Genomic DNA, 16,252 nt, shown 5'->3' on the forward strand with positions numbered 1-16,252 from the left:
TGGCGCCTGCGCGCCAACCGTGCTGAACTATCCGGGCGGGCCGGCACGCCCGGCCGCGCCCACGTCCAGCGGAGCGCGCATGAATCCAGCCGATTTTTCCAGCCTCACGCCGGCCCAGGTCGCCGACCTGCGCCGCAAGCTCGAGGCGGCCGGCTGCCATCCGCCGCCGCAGGTCGCTTCCCTGGCCGAACTCGATCCCGCCCTGGCGCTGCTGCGGCGGCGCTTCAACCTGCCCGACAGCGAGGGCCTGGACGCCGCCACCCTGCGCTGCCTGGACGGCTGCGCCGGCACCGTGTTCGGCGACGTCCTCGACGACGAGCTGCGGCTCCTGCGTCCCGATGCGTCGCCGCCGTCGGCCCCATCCGCCGCGCCGCCCGACCCCGAGGAGCTGCTGGCGCGCGCCCACGCCGGCATGCTCACCGGGCTGGCCCTGTCCGGCGGCGGCGTGCGCAGCGCCACCTTCGGCCTGGGCGCCCTGCAGGCGCTGGCCGGCATACGTTTCCTGAGCCGGATCGACTACCTGTCCACCGTCTCGGGCGGCGGCTTCATCGGCGGCTGGCTGTCGCGCTGCATCCATGCCCAGGGCGGCGACGTGGCCGCCGTCGAGGCCATGCTGGCGCCCCACGTGGGCGCGCGCGAGGCGCCGGCGGTGCGCTTCCTGCGCCAGTACAGCAACTACCTGTCGCCGCGCGGGGGCATGTTCAGCGCCGACACCTGGACCCTGATCGGCACCTACATCCGCAACACCGGCCTGAACCTGGCCATGCTGGTGGCCTGGCTGTGTGCCCTGCTGCTGCTGCCGCGCGCCTGCGTGTGGGCGGTGCACCGGGTGGTCACGCCCGGCGGGCCCTGGGCCCACCTGTCCGACATCGCCTGGATCCTGGGCGTGGCCCTGTTCCTGGTGGCCGTGTTCTGCACCGCGCTCTCGATCTCCAGCAAACCCGCCAGCTCGCGCGGGCTGCGCCGCTTTCCGCTGTCGCAGGGCGCGGTCCTGTGGTGCATCAACCTGCCCCTGGTGCTGGCCGGCTTCCTCGGCAGCCTGGGCCTGTGGCCGCACGGCGGCGTCACCCTCACCTGGGACGGCAGCGCCCTGCCCGCGGCCCTGCACGGCGAATGGGGCTGGCTGCTGGCGCCGGGGGTGGTCTACTTCATCGTCTGGGCCTGCGGCTGGTACCTGGCGCACGACCGCGAAAGCCCCTACCGGCGCACCGGCTACACCCTGTGCGTGGCCGGCCTGTGCGTGGTGCTGCTGGTGCTGATCGAGGCCGGCCAGCGCTTCGCGCCCGAGGTCGCGCCCTTCTGGGGCCGGCGCCTGGCGCCGCTGGTGCAGGCGCTGTGGGGCTTGATCACCCTGCTGCCGGTGGTGGCGCTCGGCCTGGCACTGGATACGCGCCTGGCCCGCGAGCGTCCGCTGCGCGACCTGACCCGGGCCGAGCTGGGCGAAGGCCTGTCGCACTTCCTGTGCGCCACCGGCGCGCTGACCCTGGGCACGGTGCTGCTGCTGGCGGGCCTGGCGGCGCTGCCCTCGCCGGCCTCGCACCCGGTGCTCAACAACGCCATCGCCCTGAGCAGCTTCGGCATGCCGCTCATGATGGCGCTGTTCGCCAGCACCACCACCCTGATGATCGGCCTGATCGGCCGCCTTTACAGCGACGCCAGCCGCGAATGGTGGAACCGCCAGGGCGCCTGGGCCGCGATCTTCGCGCTCACCTGGCTGGCGGCCTTCGGCGTCAGCTTCTTCCTGGCGCCGCTGCTGCACTGGGGCTGGCTGACCTACGACCTGTGGTCCAACCTCGGCACCCTGGCCGGCTGGCTGGCGATGACCGCCTTCGGCCTGAAGGCCGGCAGCGGCACCGCGACCGGCATGCGCGGACTCCCGCCCTCGCGCCTGGACCTGGCGGCGCGCCTGGCGCCCTATGTCTTCACGGTCGGGATCTTCGCGCTCCTGAGCACCCTGGTGCAGGCGGTGGTGGCCTGGCCCAGCGTCTACTGTCCGCACGGCCAGCTGTCCTGCGTGTACGCGGCGCACGCGGGCGCCACCCTGGCCACCAGCGGCCAGACCCTGGCGCTGGCCTTCGCCGCCTTCCTGGGCGCGGCCCTGGTGCTCGGCTGGCGGGTCGACATCAACAAGTTCTCGCTCTACATGCTGTACCGCAACCGCGTGGTGCGCGCCTACTTCGGAGCCAGCAACGACGCGCGCCAGCCCCACCCCTTCACCGGCTTCGACCCGAACGACGACCTGCTCCTGAGCGAACTGCACAGCCAGCGTCCCTACCCCATCATCAACACCTCGCTCAGCCTGGTGAGCGGCGAGGAACTGGCCTGGCGCACGCGACGCGCCGCGTCCTTCGCCTTCACGCCGCGCTGGTGCGGCTTCGAGCTGCCGCCGCTGCCGCACGGCGGCCTGCCGCGCCAGGACGGCGAAGCGGCGCGCGGCTGCTACCGCCCCACCGCGCAATACGCCTCGCGCTCCGGCGTGGGCAACGACGACGACGCCGGGGTGCGCCTGGGCATGGCGGTGGCGCTGTCCGGGGCGGCGGCCAGCCCCAACATGGGCGCGCATTCCTCGCCGCCGCTGAACTTCCTGATGACCATGTTCAACGTGCGCCTCGGCCGCTGGTGCCCGAATCCGCGCCGCCCGAGCTGGACCAGCTCCTCGCCGCCGATCGGGTTGTTCAGCCTCCTGGCCGAGCTGTTCGGCATGACCAACACCGACGCGCCCTACGTCCACCTGTCCGACGGCGGGCACTTCGAGAACCTCGGCATCTACGAGCTGGTGCGCCGGCGCTGCCGCCTGGTGATCGCGGTCGACGTGGCCACCGACCGCCTGCTGGCCTTCGAGGACCTGGGCAACGCGATCCGCCGCTGCGCCACCGACCTGCACGTGCGGATCGACCTGGACGTTTCGCGCCTGGATCTGCGCAAGGACACGGGACTGTGCGGGGCGAGCTGCGCGGCGGGGCGGATTCGCTACAGCCTGACGGACCGCGATGCGGTGGACGGGGTGCTGCTGTACCTGAAGCCGGCGATCGTCGGCAACGAGAACGCGGATGTGCTGAATTACCGGCGCCTGCATCCGGATTACCCGCACCAGAGCACGGCGGACCAGTGGTTCGACGATGCGCAGTTCGAGAGCTATCGGGCGCTGGGGCAGCACGTGGCGGAGTGCGCGCTGCGCGAGGCTGTGCATGCGGCCAGGCGCGCGGATGGGGGGATCGATATCGAGGTCTTGTGCGGGCAGTTGCTGCGCAGGCATGGCGCGGCGGGACAGGTGGCGGGGGCGGAGGCGCCGCCAGGCTTGGTGCGTGAGCGCTGTCGTTAGCTCAATCCAAGCTGGTTGGCTCCTAAACGTCGTTCCCGCGAAGGCGGGAACCCAAGTTTCTCTGCGTAGCGACCGGCGTTTTTCGTGGCGACGCACGCAAACTTGGGTTCCCGCCTTCGCGGGAACGACGAGGTAGTGGTCGGTCGATGGTTGCTTGGGTTCCCACCTACGCGGGAAGTCGTAGGCGCCAGTGGCGCGTACGACGAGGTAGTGGTCGGCCGATGGTCAGGCTGCGGTTGCGTCCCGCTCCGATGGTGTCTTCGCCGGAGTACCCGCCGACGCATCCGCGGATGTATCCCCCGGCGTCTCCTCCAGCCCCGCCTCGGTCACCGTCTCCTCCCCGTCCGGCTTCGGCAACAACATGGTCAGCTGTTCCATCAGCTGCGCGAAGCGCTGCTGCCCCGGCTGCAGGTAATCGACCCGCTCCAGGATGGCATGCGCCTCCGCGTCCAGGTCCGGATCGTAGCCGCGCTGCTGCATGTGCGAGATCAGGATCTGCACCGCGTTGAACAGGATGCGCACGTTGTTCGGCAACGCCTTGCGCGCATTGCGCATCCATTCCGCGGCCTCGGTCAGCTTGCCGGTCTTCCACAGCAGCACGCCCTGGTTCATCAGGTCCACCGCTTCCTTGCGCGAGGCGCGGATCAGGTCCTGGCCCTCTTCGCCCATGCGCGCCTTGTCAAAGATGCCCTGCACTTCTTCCAGCAGCTGGGTGTTGTCGTGGTTGTTGCGCACCACGTAGCACAGCAGCTCGGCCGGCGCGTCCTTGACGCCGACTGCGAACAGCAGGGTCGCCATCTCGAGGCAGGTGGCGGTGTCGGGCCGGCCCGGGCTTTCCTGCAGCAGCGCTTCGAGCTCGTCGCCCGCCTTGCGCGCGCGCCGGTAGTCGCCGCTCTCGTGGTAGACCAGGCCTTCGGTGATCTTGGTGCGCAGGGGCATGTCCTCGTGGTCGGCGCCGAACTCGCGCTGGGCCATGGTGAGCAGCTGCAGCGCCTCCTTGGGGTCGTTTTTCAGGCCGCACACCCGCGCCAGCCCGAGGTAGGCGTCGGGCGTCTTGCGGATCGAGTACTCGCCGATCGCGATGCACTTGCGGAAGGCCTTCTCGGCCATCGGGATGTTCCCCAGGCGCAGGCAGGCCTGCCCCAGGTTGCGCTGGCGCGGCACCGAATTGGGCGAGAGCTTGGCCGCGCGCTCCAGCACCGCGGCCGCCTCCTCGTGCCGGCCCAGGCCCTGGTAGCAGCGCGCCAGCTGGTCGTAGGCGTCGATGTAGTAGCGGTTCTCGGCGATCACGGTCTGGAACATCTGGCGCGCCTGCTCGAACTCGCCGTCCGCCATGCGGATCTTGGCCAGGCCGGCGCGCGCCCACTGGTATTCGCGCTGGCCCAGCACGCGCTCGTAGACTTCGCGCGCCTTGCCTGGCTCGCCGCTCTTCTCCATCAGGCGCGCCTTCATGCGCAGCAGCTCGATCTCGTGTACGCGGCTGGCCGCGATCTGCTCGTCGCACAGGCGCGCCGCGCGCAGGTAGTCCTTCTCGGCATAGGCCTGGTCGATCATGTGGAACACCTGCTTCTTGCGCCACACCCGGTTCAGGCGCGTGAGCAGCACGCCTTCGGTGATCGGCTTGACCAGGTAGGCGTCCGGCTGGTGCTCGGCCGCGCCCATCACCGATTCCACGCTCTTCTCCGCCGACACCATCAGGAACACGCTGGACGGCATCAGGAGATTGCGGATCCGGACCTCTTCCAGCACCTGCTGGCCGTTCTTGCCCTCGCCCAGGTTGTAGTCGCACAGGACCACGTCGTAGCGGGTGCGGTTCAGCAGGGCCATGGCTTCGCCGCCGCTGGACGCCTGGTCGATGTTGCGCGCGCCCAGGCTGCGCAGGCTTTCGCGCAGCAGCTGGCGCACGCCGATGAAGTCGTCGACCACCAGGTAGTTCTTGCCGGCCCAGTCGATCTGCTCGAGCACCGGCGGATTGGCGAGAGGAATCGCACTCATGGCAGGGTCAGGATGAAGCAGCCGCCGCCCAGGCTGCCGCCATTTTCCAGGCGCACGCTGCCCGCGCGCTCGCGGTGGCGGTGCATCTTCGCCACCTCGCTGGAGAAGTGCAGGCCCAGGCCGGCGCTGTTGGTCAGGAAGTTGACGCCGCTGCCGCGTCCGGCCGGCGCACCGATCTCCAGGAAGGCGGGCGGGAAGCCGGCGCCGTTGTCCTCGACGCGGATCTCCAGCATGCCGTCCACCTCGCGTAGCGCCAGCAGGATGCGGTCGCGCGTGTAGTGGACCGCGTTGTTGATGGCGTGCGAGACCACGCCCACGATCAGGTCTTCGTCGAAGTGCCAGATCAGTTGCGGGTCGAACTCGAGGTCGAGTGCGATGCCGCGCGACTCCAGCAGCACGCGCTCGAGCGCCACCACCTGCTCGACCAGCTGGCCGACCTCGAGCGGCTGGACGTCGAACGGGTATTCGGGCTGGCCGACGCGCTTGTACAGGGCCAGCAACTGCATCAGGTTGTCGTTCAGGCGGCGCGTCTGGTAGAGCATCTGCGCCATCTGCGCGTACGCCTTCTCGGTCTCGGGCGAAGCCCCGTCCAGCAGGCGTTCGAGCGTGCCCGACAGGACGCTGATCGAGTTCTTCATGTCGTGCGCGGTCGACGCCAGGAACATGAACAGCTCGTTCGAATGCGGTGCTTCTTCCATCCCGTCTCAGCCCTCGGGCCCTCAAAAAGTTACTGTCAGTAAATTATACCTGCCAAAAACTGGCGAAACCGCAGGGAGGGGATTTCGTCGCGCTCATTTGCACTACCGCAACAAAATATTGTTCAGTCGTCAAGGACCTGTGGCGCGCGGCCGCTGCGCCGCGCACGCAGCACGAAGCGCGCCGGATCGAGCGCGTCCACCAGGCTGGTTTCCAGCGGCAGTGGCTCGCCTTCGAGCTGGGCGGCGAGCAGCTCGGCCGCCAGCGGCGCCCAGATCAGGCCGCGCGAGGCATAGCCCAGCAGGGCGTGCAGGCCGGGGTGGCGCGGCACATCGCGCAGGCGCTCGGTGCCGCCGGCGGCGGCGAAGTCGGGCAGGCGGCCGACCAGCGGCAGGCGGTCCGGGGCCACGCAGCGGAAACCCACGCGGCCGGCCAGCGGCGCCCCAGACGCCGCCTGCGGATCGGACACCAGGGCGCGCATGCGCGCCAGGTTCTCTTCCTGGCTGGCGGCGCGCAATTGTGGATCGGGGTCCAGGTCGTAGGTCGCCCCGGCGCAGACCACGCCGCCCGCCGCCGGGGTCAGGTAGGCTTCGCGGCACAGCACCAGGGGCAGCGACGGCGCCTGGGCGGCGTCGAGATGGGTCACCTGGCCGCGCAGGACGGACAGCGGCAGCCGGGCCGCCTGGACCATGCGCAGCGCGCCCGCGCCATTGGCCAGCACCACGCTGGGCGCGCGGCCCAGCTCCGCACCGTCGGCGCCGCGCGCCAGCCATTCCCCTTCCGCGCGCTCGAGGGCCACCTCGCCGACGCCGAAACGGCGCGTCAGGCGCTCGCCGCAGGCAGCCAGCATGGTCTCGCACACGCTGCCGGGACGGGCCCAGCCACCTTGCGGGAACAGCCAGCCGCCGTCCGGCGCCGGCAGGCCGAGCAGGCTGGACGCTTCCGGCGCTTCCAGCCAGCGCGCGAATTCCGCCGGCGGCGCGCCCTCCTGCGCGATGGCGCGCGAGACGGCCGCGTGCCCGGCGTCGCGCGCCAGTTGCAGCACGCCGCAGCGCTGGCCCTCGATGGCGGCGCCGACGCCGCCCAGCTGCTCCCACAGGCGCAGCGCGTACAGGTAGGCGGCGCGGGTCAGGCGGGTGGGGATGTTGTCGTCGCGGGACAGCAAGGGCATGAAGATGCCGGCCAGGTTGCCCGATGCTTCCATCGCCGGGCCCGGATGGCGCTCCAGCAGCGTCACCTGCCAGCCGCGCGCGCACAGGCGCTGGGCGGCGGCGGAACCCGCCAGGCCGGCGCCGATCACCAGCGCGCGCCGCTCGGGCGTGGGCGCGACCGGCAGGCGCGGCTTGCGGCTCGCGAACACCGCGTGCGGGCCCTCGCCCTCGAACACGAAACCCTGGGCGCGCAGGGATGCGCGCTGTTCCTCGTCGAGGGCGGATGCTTCCAGGCGCGCGGCGAGCGCCGTGATGCGCGCCAGCGGACGGGCGAAGGCGGCTCCGGGCATGGCAGGCGCGTGCAGGCGGATCCAATCGAGGCTCGCGGAGAGCTGGCCCAATGCGGCGTCGAGCGGCGCGGCGAGCAGGTCCAGGGTCAGGCCGGGTTCAGGCTGGAGGATGCGGTGAAAGCCCGGCATCAGGCCATCGGCCAGCGCCACCACGTGCAGGGTTCGCGGGCGCTCCGGATCGGCGCGCCAGGCCGCGATCAGTCCCGCGACGCCGGCGCCGTCGCCATAGGCGCTGTCGAAGACGGTGTAGCGCGTGCGGCCGCGCCAGTGCTGCTGCAGATTCACGTCAGCCGCTTCCGCTCAACGCCCCGTACGGCAGAAACATTGCGGGTCGTGGTCGTTGACCAGGCCGACGCACTGCATGTAGGCGTAGACGATGGTGGAGCCGACGAACTTGAAACCGCGCTTGGACAAGTCCTTGGAGATGCGGTCGGACAGCTCGGTGCGCGCCGGGCGATGGCCGTCGGCGAAGTCGTTGACCAGCGGCTTGCCGTCGACGAAGTCCCACAGGTAGCTGTCGAGCGTCTGGCCCTGCGCACGCATCGCCAGGTAGGCCTTGGCGTTGGTGATCGCCGCCGCCACCTTGAGGCGGTTGCGCACGATGCCGGGATTGGCCAGCAGCTCGGCGACCTTGTCGTCGCCATAGGCGGCGATTCTATCCGCGTCCCAGCCGTCGAAGGCGGCGCGGTAGTTCTCGCGCTTGTTCAGGATGGTCTCCCAGGACAGGCCGGCCTGCGCCCCCTCGAGATTGAGCATCTCGAACAGGGTGTTCTCGTCGTGGCAGGGCACGCCCCACTCATTGTCGTGGTAGGCGACGTAGCGCGGGTTGGCCATGTTGGCCCAGGAGCAGCGGATCTTGGTCATCGCGCCAGTATAAATCAGGAGCGGGCGCCGGACCTGCGAGCCTCGGCCTCCATCACCTGGGCCAGCTTGTCCACGCCCTGCCGGATGTCCGCCGGTCCCACGGCCGAAAAGCCGAGCACCAGCCCGGGCGTGACGGCGCACTCCGGGGTGGCGATGGCGTGCGTGTAATAGGACAGCGGGCGCAGCTCGATCCCCGCCCGGGTGGCCGCCTCGTCCACGCGCGCCTCCTCTGGCAGGCGGCCGTCGCGGCCAGGCTGGAAATGCACGCAGACGTCCAGCCCCGCGTCGGACGGTCCGCAGCGCAAGCGCTCGCCGAGCCTGTCCTGCAAGGCGCCCAGCAGCGCCTCGCGCCGCTCGCCATAGGCCTCGCGGGTGCGCCGGATGTGGCGCGCGAAATGGCCTTCACCGATGAAGTCGGCCAGCACCGCCTGCGGCACGATGGCGTTGTGGCGGTCGACCACCGCCTTGGCGCGCGCCAGCGGCTCGGCCAGGGCGGGCGGCGCCACCACGTAACCCAGGCGCAGGCCGGGGAACAGCACCTTCGAGAGCGTCCCGACGTAGACCACGCAGCCGGCCCGGTCCAGGCCTTGCAGGGATGCCAGCGGCGGGCCGGTGTAGCGGTATTCGCTGTCGTAGTCGTCCTCGATGATCCAGGCGCGATTGGCGCTGGCCCAGCGCAGCAGTTCCAGCCGGCGCGACAGGCTCATGGTCACGCCCAGCGGCAGCTGGTGCGAGGGCGTGGCGAACACCATGCGCGCGTCCGGATAATGTTTGGCCCCGTAGGCCACGTCCATGCCCTCCTCGGTCACCGGCACCGTGCACAGGCTGGCGCCGGCCACCGCCAGCGGGGCGCTGGCGCCCAGGTAGCCGGGCGACTCGACCCATACCCGGTCGCCCGGCGCCAGCAGCAGTTGACCAAGCAGGTAGAGGGCCTGCTGCGAGCCCGAGGTGATCACGATCTGCTCCGGCGTGCACTCGACCCCGCGCGAGGCGCGCAGGTAGGCGCACAGCAGTTCCCGCAGCGGCGCGTAGCCTTCCGGCCGGCTGTAGCCGAGATGCGGGCCGGCGCGGCGCAGCTGGCGCAGTTCGATCTTGCGCCACAGGTCGAAGGGGAACAGGTCCAGGCCCGGCATGCTGGGACGGAAGGCGCGCACCGGTCCGTCGTGAAAGCGGGTGCGCGCCATCGCCGCCGCCATCGCCGCTCCGCGTTCGGGCAAGGGGCGCAGCAGGCCCGGCGCCGGGGTGTCGGGCCGCGCCAGGTTGAGGGCCGGCTCGACGAAGGTGCCCTGCCCCACGCCGCCGCGCAGGTAGCCCTCGGCCGTGAGCTGCTCGTAGGCCGCCAGCACGGTCTGGCGCGAGACGCCCAGCAGGCTGCACAGCTCGCGCGTGGCCGGCAGGCGCGCACCCGGCGCCAGCGCGCCGCGCAGGATGGCGTCCTTGAGCCGCGTGTAGAGCTGGCGGAACAGCGGGATGGCGCCGCTGCGGTCGAGCGGGGCGCTGGCGATCACCTTGTGGATATGCATGTCGGCGCGGGAAATTGGTCCGCCCATCTTCGCCCGAATTGGTACTTTGAGCAAGCCAAGTTGCCGTCCTAACATTTGGTTTCCACAGACAGGAGGAGCAATGAAGCAGTTCGACGCCCGCGTGGCCTGGCAGCGTGCCGGCCAGCCTTTCCTCGACCAGCGCTACAGCCGCGCCCACGCCTGGTCTTTCGACGGCGGCCTGACGGTGCCGGCTTCGTCCTCACCGCTCTCGGTGCCGGTCCCGATGTCGGACCCGGCCGCGGTCGATCCGGAAGAGGCGGTGGTGGCGGCGGCGTCGAGCTGCCACATGCTGTTCTTCCTGTCGCTGGCGGCGCAGGAGGGCTATGTGGTGGACAGCTACGAGGACCAGGCCATCGGCCTGCTCGATGTCGGCCCCGATGGGCGCGCCGCCCTGGTGCGCATCGAGCTGCGACCGGCGATCCGCTTCGCCGGCCGCCAGCCCGAGGCCGAGGCGCTGGCGCGCCTGCATCATGCGGCGCACGAGAAATGCTATGTGGCGAACTCGCTCAAGTGCGCGGTCGTGGTGAAGGAGGCCTGATGTACATCGCCGCCCGCCACGCCCAGCACGACGTCCAGGCCATGCACGCCCTGATCGCGGCCCATGCGCTGGGCACCCTGGTAACCCTCGACGAGGGCCTGCCCGACGCCGACCACCTGCCCTTCGAGTTCATCGAGGCCGGCGAGCACGGCCTGCTGCGCGCCCACGTGGCGCGCGCCAACCCGGTGTGGCGGCGCGCCGGCCAGCGGGTGCTGGTCGCCTTCCGCGGCCCGGCCGGCTACGAGCCGCCCGACCCGGTCGAGAAAGTGGAACGCGAAGGCCGCGTGGTGCCGACCTGGGACTATCACGCGGTGCACGTGCATGGCGTCCTGCGCGTGATCGAGGAGCCGGCCTGGCTGCTGGCGCTGGTGCGGCGCCAGACCGAGCACCACGAAGCCGCGCAGCCGCATCCCTGGTCGGTGGACGACGCGCCGCCGAGCTATATCGAGGGCATGCTCAAGGCCATCGTCGGGATCGAGATCGCGGTCGAGCGGATCGAAGGGAAGTGGAAGGGCAGCGCGCCCGGCGCGCGCTGAAAAAAACAGGGCCGCCCTGCGGGCAGCCCTGGATGCGCATGGAGCGCGGCGGAACAACCGGCGCTCGGCTGCTTACTTGCCGCTGTCGGTGGTGCCGGTTGCGCCCGACTGGCCGGTCGCGGTGCGCGATTGCGAAGCCGAGAGCTGCTCGGCCGACTTCAGGTGCTGCTCGACCACCGGGGTCATCTTCGAGGCCAGGGCCTTGATGTCCGGATCTTTCGCGCCGCTCAGGCCTTTCTTGAGCTTGCCGTGGGTGTCGCGGTGATCGGCCAGGCCCGACTGCTTCATGTAGGCGCGGTCGAAGGCGTCGCCGCTGAGCTTCTCGAGCATGGCGGCCTTGGCCTTGTGCTTGGCGTCGAGCTCGGTCGGCAGGGTCACGCCCTTGGACTGGGCCACGGTCTGCACTTCGGTCTGGGCCTTGGTGTGGTCGTCGATCATGCGCTGGGCGAAGGTCTTGACCTCCTGGTTCTGGCTCTTGCTCAGCGCCAGCTTGCCCGATTCGATCTCGGCCATGTTGGACATCGCCATGTCGGTCAGCGCCTTCTTGTCGGCCCGGGTCAGCTTGGCCGTGCCGGAGGCGGCGCCGGTCGCGGCCGCGCCGGTGCTGCCGGATTGGGTGGTGGCAGTGCCGGTGCTGCCGGATTGGGTGGTGGCGGTGCTTGTGCTGCCGACCTGTGCGCTGCGGTCTTCCATGCCCTGGCTGTTCGGGTTGCCGACGGTGCCGTCATTGGCGGCCTTGCCGGTCAGGTTGGGATTGCCCTGGGCGCCCTGCTGGCTCATCTGCTGAGCGGTCTGGCCGCTGGTCTGGGCCTGCACGCCGAAGGAACCGAGCATGGCTGCCACTGCCGATACCGCCAGCAGGCGTTTGAGTACCTGTTTCTTCTGCATGATGTTCTCCTGATTTCCAAGTGGTTGGGGGCTTGTGCGCCGGCCCGATGTGCGCGGCGCCCCGTGCTTTGTTGTGGCTGCCGCCGGGTAGGCGGCAGCGGTGTCGACGACGGTCTATCGAGCCGAGCCAAGTGTATCGCCGGGTGTCGGGAATGCAGCGCGCGGTAGCCGCCTAGCAACGTGGCATCCGGAAAACAAAAAAACCAGTCCATGAAGGACTGGCTTTATACGACGTGATCGAGCTCATCAGCGGAACTGCAGCGCTCCCGTCAGGTCGCCCGGCGGCCGCGCCCCGCGCGCCGCGAAGGCCGCATTGCGCGCCGCCAGTCCTTCGAGCAGGGGCAAGCCGTGCAAGCGCGTGATGAAGCGCAGGATCGAGGTGGTGTCGTAGAAGCTGTGATCGACCGCCCCGCGCTTGGCGTGCGGCGACACCACGATCGCCGGCACCCGCGAGCCCGGCCCCCAGCGGTCGCCCGTGGGCGGCGCGACATGGTCCCACCAGCCGCCGTTCTCGTCGAAGGTGATCACCACCACCATGTCCTTCCATTGCGGCGATTTTTTCAGGTGCTCGATCACGTTGGCCACGTGCTGGTCGCCCGACTCCACATCCGAGTAGCCGGCATGCAGGTTGAGGTTGCCCTGCGGCTTGTAGAAGGCCACGGCCGGCAGCTTGCCAGCCACCACGTCCGCCAGGAACTTGTTGGAGATCGGGCTGTCGCCCAAGCCGCCGTCGCGCAGGTGCTCGGCACGCGCCCTGGTGCCCGGCGCGAACTGCTTGAAGTAATTGAAGGGCTGGTGGTGGTACTGGAAGTTCGGCCGCTGCCCTGCCCCGCGCCCGTCGAGCGCGGCCTGCTGGGCGCCGCCGTACCAGGCCCAGCTTACGCCGCGCTCGGACAGCAGGTCGCCGATGGTGCGGTAGGTCTGCGGCGGCAGCACTGCCGGGTCCTTGGGGTCGGCATGCATCGGGTCGCCGCCCGGCGCCGGACGCACCCAGCTCGGCTGGTAGGGCGGCGCCATCGTGTTCACCGCATAGCCGTCGGGCATGATCGCGCTGTGGCCGGCGTACTTCGGCTTGCCGTCCAGGGCCGAGGTCGGGCAATCCGGGGCCAGCGCCAGGCGGTAGCCGGTCGGGCCGTCTTCGAGCACGGCGATCTTCGAGCTGGCCGGCGTCTGGGCGGCGTCGAAGTATTCCGGCGTGCGGCCGCTGATCAGGAACTGGTGGTTGAGGTAGGAGCCGCCGAACGCCGCCATGAAGAAGTTGTCGCACAGCGTGTACTCGCGCGCGATCTGCCACAGGCCCAGGTTCTTGCGCGTTTCGCCGTAGTGGCCCATCACCAGCGCGCCGGCGTCGGACCAGGCGGCGAAGCCGTCATTCTTGCCGCCGTTGATCTGCATCTGGTTCTGGTAGAACTGGTGCACCAGGTCGCGCGTGACCACGGCCTCGGGCAACGGCTGGCCCTCACCGTCGGTGAGCGCGAAGGGCGCGTTCGGCAGCTTCGCGAGTTGGTCTTCCTTGATCAGGTAGTCCTTGCCGCCGACGTTCTGGCGGCCGGGCACCATGCCGCCCCATATCTTCGGCAAGACCGGCAGCACCGAACCGTCGCGGTCACGCTGCAATGCGGCCTCGGGCGGCAGGCTGGCCAGGGGCGACGCCAGGCCGGGGAAGTCCGCGAACAGGTTGTTGAAACTGCGGTTCTCGAGGTAGATCACGACCACATTCCTGACCTTGGCGCGCAGTTTCGCGTCGAGCGAACTGGCGGCGGCCGGCGCGGCGCGGCTGGCCGCCTGGGCCACGCCCGGCAGCGCCGAGCCCAGCCCGGCCGCGGCGGCGGCCTGGAACATCCTTCTACGCGTGGGATTGTCCGGCAGGACCTTGCCGTCATCGTCCTTCTGTTGCATTGCTTCTCCTGTCGACACGGCCCGGCGCCGCGAAAACAGGAATTATCGGTGTGCTTTACGCGAGGAAACAAGAGGAATGATGCCGATCGTCAAACGCTTGTCACATTTCGGCAGCACAATGCACGTGCTCCTTGGGAAGGGTGCACTGGCGGCGCAAGCCGCCCTACCGGCGCCGGCGGTCGGGAAACATACCGGCACCAATTCTTCCAGCGCGCGGCCTTCAGCCGTACAGCGGAATCAGGATGTCGTAGGCGTTGTCCGGACGCGCGCCATCGTCCACCGTGGGGGTGTAGCGCCGGTCGTAACGCTCCAGGCGGAAGCCCTCGGTGTCCTGCACCATGCCCAACTGTTCGAGCGCGGCGAAGCCGGTCACGTAGGTGGCCTGCACCCGCGCCATCGGACCGCGGTGGGTCAGCAGGGCGTAGCGGCGGGCCGGGACGCGGATCCCGATCATGCCCGGCGGCAGGTTGTTGAGGTCGGCGACCTCGGCGGCGATGCATTCCACGTGCACCCCGTCTTTCTCTTGCAGGCTCACGCTGTAGCGCAGTCCATTGGTCTCACCCAGTTCCGCCTCGCGTTCGAGGAAGGTTTCCCAGATCTCCGGCATGGCCGTTTCCAGCACCGCGAAGGGACCTGCGAAGGGCAGGCCGGCGAGCTTCATTTCAGGTAGGGTAACGGTCGAGATGTGCATGATGTCGGCTATACAAAGTGTCCTGAAAATTATAGCCTTAACTCTTAGACAATATTGGTGTGCACGCAATCGTGCGCACCGGTTTTGTCGCGATAATGCGGCGAATATATGCAAACTTCTGTCAAAACCTTGCTCGAAGAACTCGAAGCGTTCGGCAAGGCAAATGATGCTGCCACAAAGGAGCGTGCCCAGCGCATGCTCAACATCACGCGCGATACCGGCGAGTTCCTCGACGTACTCGTCCGCGCCACCGGCGCGCCGCGCATACTCGAAATCGGCACCTCGAACGGCTATTCCACGCTGTGGCTGGCCGGCGCCGCCCAGGCGCATGGCGGGCGCGTGACCACGGTCGAGTTTTCGCCCGCCAAGATCGCATTGGCGCGCGAGAACTTCCGCCGCGCCGGCTTCGCCGACGCCATCCACCAGGTCGAAGGCGATGCCGGCGCCCTGCTCGCCGCCAGCCCGGACGCGGCCTTCGATCTCATCTTCCTGGATGCCGAGCGCGGCGACTACCTGGGCTGGTGGCCCGAGATCCGGCGCGTGCTGGCCGCGCGCGGCCTGCTGGTGGTCGACAACGCCGTCTCGCATGCCGAGGAGTTGGCGCCCTTCATGGAGCGCGTGCGCGCCGAGGCAGGCTTCGCCACCAGCCTGGTGCCCGTGGGTAACGGCGAGTTCCTGGCGACCAAAGCCTGAGACGGCGGGCGCGCAGTTCGTTCCCTGTTTTGCGCAGTCTGTCGCAAAGCCGCCCCGGCGCAAGCGGGCTTGCCTAGAATGGCCTCATCGACCAACCGGAGACCACCATGAAACGCCTCATCATCGCCACCCTGCTTTCCATCGCTTCCCTGTCCGCGCACGCCGGCGAACAGGTCCGCAGCGTCGCGCCTTTCAAGGCGATCGAGGTGCGCGGCCCGGTCAGCCTGGTGGTCGAAGTCGGCAAGAGCCCTTCGGTGCGGGTGCAGGGCGACCAGAAATACATCGACCGCGTCACGACCGAAGTCGTGGACGGCGAGCTGCGCCTGAACTTCAAGGAAAAGTCGAACATCCAGATCGATGACGACGACCGGGTGGTGGTGACGGTGCCCGAACTGAGCAGCTTCCGCGGCGAAGGCGCCGGGCTGGTGAAGCTCAACAACGTGCGCGGCGAACGCTTCGACGTCAACTACCGCGGCGCCGGCAGCCTGCAGATGAACGGCCAGGTGCGCACGCTGCGCATCCAGGCCCAGGGCGTGGGCGAGGTCGACGCCAGGCACCTGGTGGCCCAGGATGCAGACGTGAGCTTCGAGGGCATCGGTTCGGTCGACGTGCACGCCAGGAACCGCCTGAATGCCTCGGTGCAGGGCATGGGCAGCCTGACCTACCACGGCAATCCGCGCACCGTGAACAAGGCGGTGTCGGGTATCGGCAGCGTGGTCGCCGCCAAGTAAATGCAGGCGCCTCCCCGGCCTCAGGACCGGGAATTGACCAGCTCCAGCAGCACCTGGGCGTGACAGGGGCCGTCCAGCGGACACCAGCACGCCAGGTTGCGCCCCGCCAGCTGGGCCTTGGCCTCCTCGGCCAGCCTTCTCCCCGCCGGATCCTCCTCCAGCCAGCGCCGGAAGGCCGCCACCGCCTCTTCCACGTTTGGCATGGCCACGTAGCGCCCGACGGGCGTTCCGGGCGCCAGCTCGGGCAGCACCGAGAAGGGATTGCCCCACCTCCCGGGCCGCGCCACCGAGATGGTATTGGGCGGCATGCGCCACCCCTTCTTCCTGCTCAGCTGCACGCGCTGCGGTGTCATC

14 protein-coding genes are annotated in these 16,252 nt (G+C 69.7%); 5 read left to right on the forward strand and 9 right to left on the reverse strand.

Features of this window, described 5'->3' with window-relative positions; genetic code table 11:
* The first annotated feature begins 79 nt into the window (after positions 1–79).
* Positions 80–3,322: a patatin-like phospholipase family protein gene (locus B0920_RS20790; protein ID WP_143745866.1), complete on the forward strand. Its 3,243-nt coding sequence runs from the start codon at positions 80–82 to the stop codon at positions 3,320–3,322.
* A 225-nt stretch (positions 3,323–3,547) separates the two neighbouring features.
* Here the strand turns inward: B0920_RS20790 and B0920_RS20795 are convergent, their stop codons facing one another.
* The 5 genes from B0920_RS20795 to B0920_RS20815 form a co-directional block, all read right to left on the reverse strand.
* Complete coding sequence (locus tag B0920_RS20795; RefSeq protein WP_078034599.1) at positions 3,548–5,317, reverse strand: response regulator; 1,770 nt, start codon at positions 5,315–5,317, stop codon at positions 3,548–3,550.
* A complete protein-coding gene (locus B0920_RS20800) occupies positions 5,314–6,015 on the reverse strand; it encodes a sensor histidine kinase KdpD (protein ID WP_078034600.1) in 702 nt (233 codons plus the stop codon). Before B0920_RS20800 ends, B0920_RS20795 begins: the two co-directional genes overlap by 4 nt.
* Positions 6,016–6,137: 122 nt before the next feature.
* A complete protein-coding gene (gene mnmC, locus B0920_RS20805; protein ID WP_078034601.1) occupies positions 6,138–7,799 on the reverse strand; it encodes an FAD-dependent 5-carboxymethylaminomethyl-2-thiouridine(34) oxidoreductase MnmC in 1,662 nt (553 codons plus the stop codon).
* 15 nt (positions 7,800–7,814) lie between these two features.
* On the reverse strand, positions 7,815–8,378 hold the full coding sequence (locus B0920_RS20810; protein ID WP_078034602.1) for a DNA-3-methyladenine glycosylase I: 564 nt from the start codon (positions 8,376–8,378) through the stop codon (positions 7,815–7,817).
* 14 nt (positions 8,379–8,392) lie between these two features.
* Positions 8,393–9,901 carry a PLP-dependent aminotransferase family protein gene (locus B0920_RS20815; RefSeq protein WP_078034603.1) on the reverse strand — a complete coding sequence of 503 codons (1,509 nt, stop codon included), beginning with the start codon at positions 9,899–9,901 and terminating at the stop codon, positions 8,393–8,395.
* A 100-nt stretch (positions 9,902–10,001) separates the two neighbouring features.
* Here B0920_RS20815 and B0920_RS20820 point away from each other — a divergent pair, with 100 nt between their 5' ends.
* Positions 10,002–10,460, forward strand: coding sequence for an OsmC family protein (locus B0920_RS20820; protein ID WP_078034604.1), 459 nt, complete (start codon positions 10,002–10,004; stop codon positions 10,458–10,460).
* On the forward strand, positions 10,460–10,996 hold the full coding sequence (locus B0920_RS20825; protein WP_078034605.1) for an FMN-binding negative transcriptional regulator: 537 nt from the start codon (positions 10,460–10,462) through the stop codon (positions 10,994–10,996). Before B0920_RS20820 ends, B0920_RS20825 begins: the two co-directional genes overlap by 1 nt.
* 72 nt (positions 10,997–11,068) lie before the next feature.
* Here the strand turns inward: B0920_RS20825 and B0920_RS20830 are convergent, their stop codons facing one another.
* The 3 genes from B0920_RS20830 to B0920_RS20840 form a co-directional block, all read right to left on the reverse strand.
* Positions 11,069–11,884: a DUF4142 domain-containing protein gene (locus B0920_RS20830; RefSeq protein WP_078034606.1), complete on the reverse strand. Its 816-nt coding sequence runs from the start codon at positions 11,882–11,884 to the stop codon at positions 11,069–11,071.
* A gap of 246 nt (positions 11,885–12,130) precedes the next feature.
* Positions 12,131–13,783 carry an acid phosphatase gene (locus B0920_RS20835; protein ID WP_078034607.1) on the reverse strand — a complete coding sequence of 551 codons (1,653 nt, stop codon included), beginning with the start codon at positions 13,781–13,783 and terminating at the stop codon, positions 12,131–12,133.
* A gap of 220 nt (positions 13,784–14,003) precedes the next feature.
* The gene (locus B0920_RS20840; RefSeq protein WP_078034608.1) at positions 14,004–14,474 is read right to left on the reverse strand and encodes a GyrI-like domain-containing protein; all 471 of its coding nucleotides are present in this window, start codon (positions 14,472–14,474) and stop codon (positions 14,004–14,006) included.
* Between the two features lie 108 nt (positions 14,475–14,582).
* On the opposite strand from B0920_RS20840, the gene B0920_RS20845 reads away from it, so the two are divergent.
* Both B0920_RS20845 and B0920_RS20850 read left to right on the forward strand, forming a co-directional pair.
* The gene (locus B0920_RS20845) at positions 14,583–15,167 is read left to right on the forward strand and encodes an O-methyltransferase (RefSeq protein ID WP_078034609.1); all 585 of its coding nucleotides are present in this window, start codon (positions 14,583–14,585) and stop codon (positions 15,165–15,167) included.
* 107 nt (positions 15,168–15,274) lie between these two features.
* Positions 15,275–15,898, forward strand: coding sequence for a GIN domain-containing protein (locus B0920_RS20850; protein ID WP_078034610.1), 624 nt, complete (start codon positions 15,275–15,277; stop codon positions 15,896–15,898).
* Between the two features lie 20 nt (positions 15,899–15,918).
* Here B0920_RS20850 and B0920_RS20855 read toward each other — a convergent pair whose 3' ends face one another.
* Complete coding sequence (locus B0920_RS20855) at positions 15,919–16,251, reverse strand: DUF4326 domain-containing protein (protein WP_078034611.1); 333 nt, start codon at positions 16,249–16,251, stop codon at positions 15,919–15,921.
* Between the last annotated feature and the right edge of the window lies 1 nt (position 16,252).

Source organism: Massilia sp. KIM (assembly GCF_002007115.1).
GTDB lineage: Bacteria > Pseudomonadota > Gammaproteobacteria > Burkholderiales > Burkholderiaceae_D > Telluria.

Excerpts from the sequence above, each read along its gene's own strand:
- B0920_RS20790 (WP_143745866.1), top strand. The coding sequence starts at position 80 with ATGAATCCAGCCGATTTTTCCAGCCTCACGCCGGCCCAGGTCGCCGAC.
- B0920_RS20795 (WP_078034599.1), bottom strand. The coding sequence starts at position 5,317 with ATGAGTGCGATTCCTCTCGCCAATCCGCCGGTGCTCGAGCAGATCGAC.
- B0920_RS20800 (WP_078034600.1), bottom strand. The coding sequence starts at position 6,015 with ATGGAAGAAGCACCGCATTCGAACGAGCTGTTCATGTTCCTGGCGTCG.
- B0920_RS20810 (WP_078034602.1), bottom strand. The coding sequence starts at position 8,378 with ATGACCAAGATCCGCTGCTCCTGGGCCAACATGGCCAACCCGCGCTAC.
- B0920_RS20815 (WP_078034603.1), bottom strand. The coding sequence starts at position 9,901 with ATGCATATCCACAAGGTGATCGCCAGCGCCCCGCTCGACCGCAGCGGC.
- B0920_RS20820 (WP_078034604.1), top strand. The coding sequence starts at position 10,002 with ATGAAGCAGTTCGACGCCCGCGTGGCCTGGCAGCGTGCCGGCCAGCCT.
- B0920_RS20825 (WP_078034605.1), top strand. The coding sequence starts at position 10,460 with ATGTACATCGCCGCCCGCCACGCCCAGCACGACGTCCAGGCCATGCAC.
- B0920_RS20830 (WP_078034606.1), bottom strand. The coding sequence starts at position 11,884 with ATGCAGAAGAAACAGGTACTCAAACGCCTGCTGGCGGTATCGGCAGTG.
- B0920_RS20835 (WP_078034607.1), bottom strand. The coding sequence starts at position 13,783 with ATGCAACAGAAGGACGATGACGGCAAGGTCCTGCCGGACAATCCCACG.
- B0920_RS20840 (WP_078034608.1), bottom strand. The coding sequence starts at position 14,474 with ATGCACATCTCGACCGTTACCCTACCTGAAATGAAGCTCGCCGGCCTG.
- B0920_RS20845 (WP_078034609.1), top strand. The coding sequence starts at position 14,583 with ATGCAAACTTCTGTCAAAACCTTGCTCGAAGAACTCGAAGCGTTCGGC.
- B0920_RS20850 (WP_078034610.1), top strand. The coding sequence starts at position 15,275 with ATGAAACGCCTCATCATCGCCACCCTGCTTTCCATCGCTTCCCTGTCC.
- B0920_RS20855 (WP_078034611.1), bottom strand. The coding sequence starts at position 16,251 with ATGACACCGCAGCGCGTGCAGCTGAGCAGGAAGAAGGGGTGGCGCATG.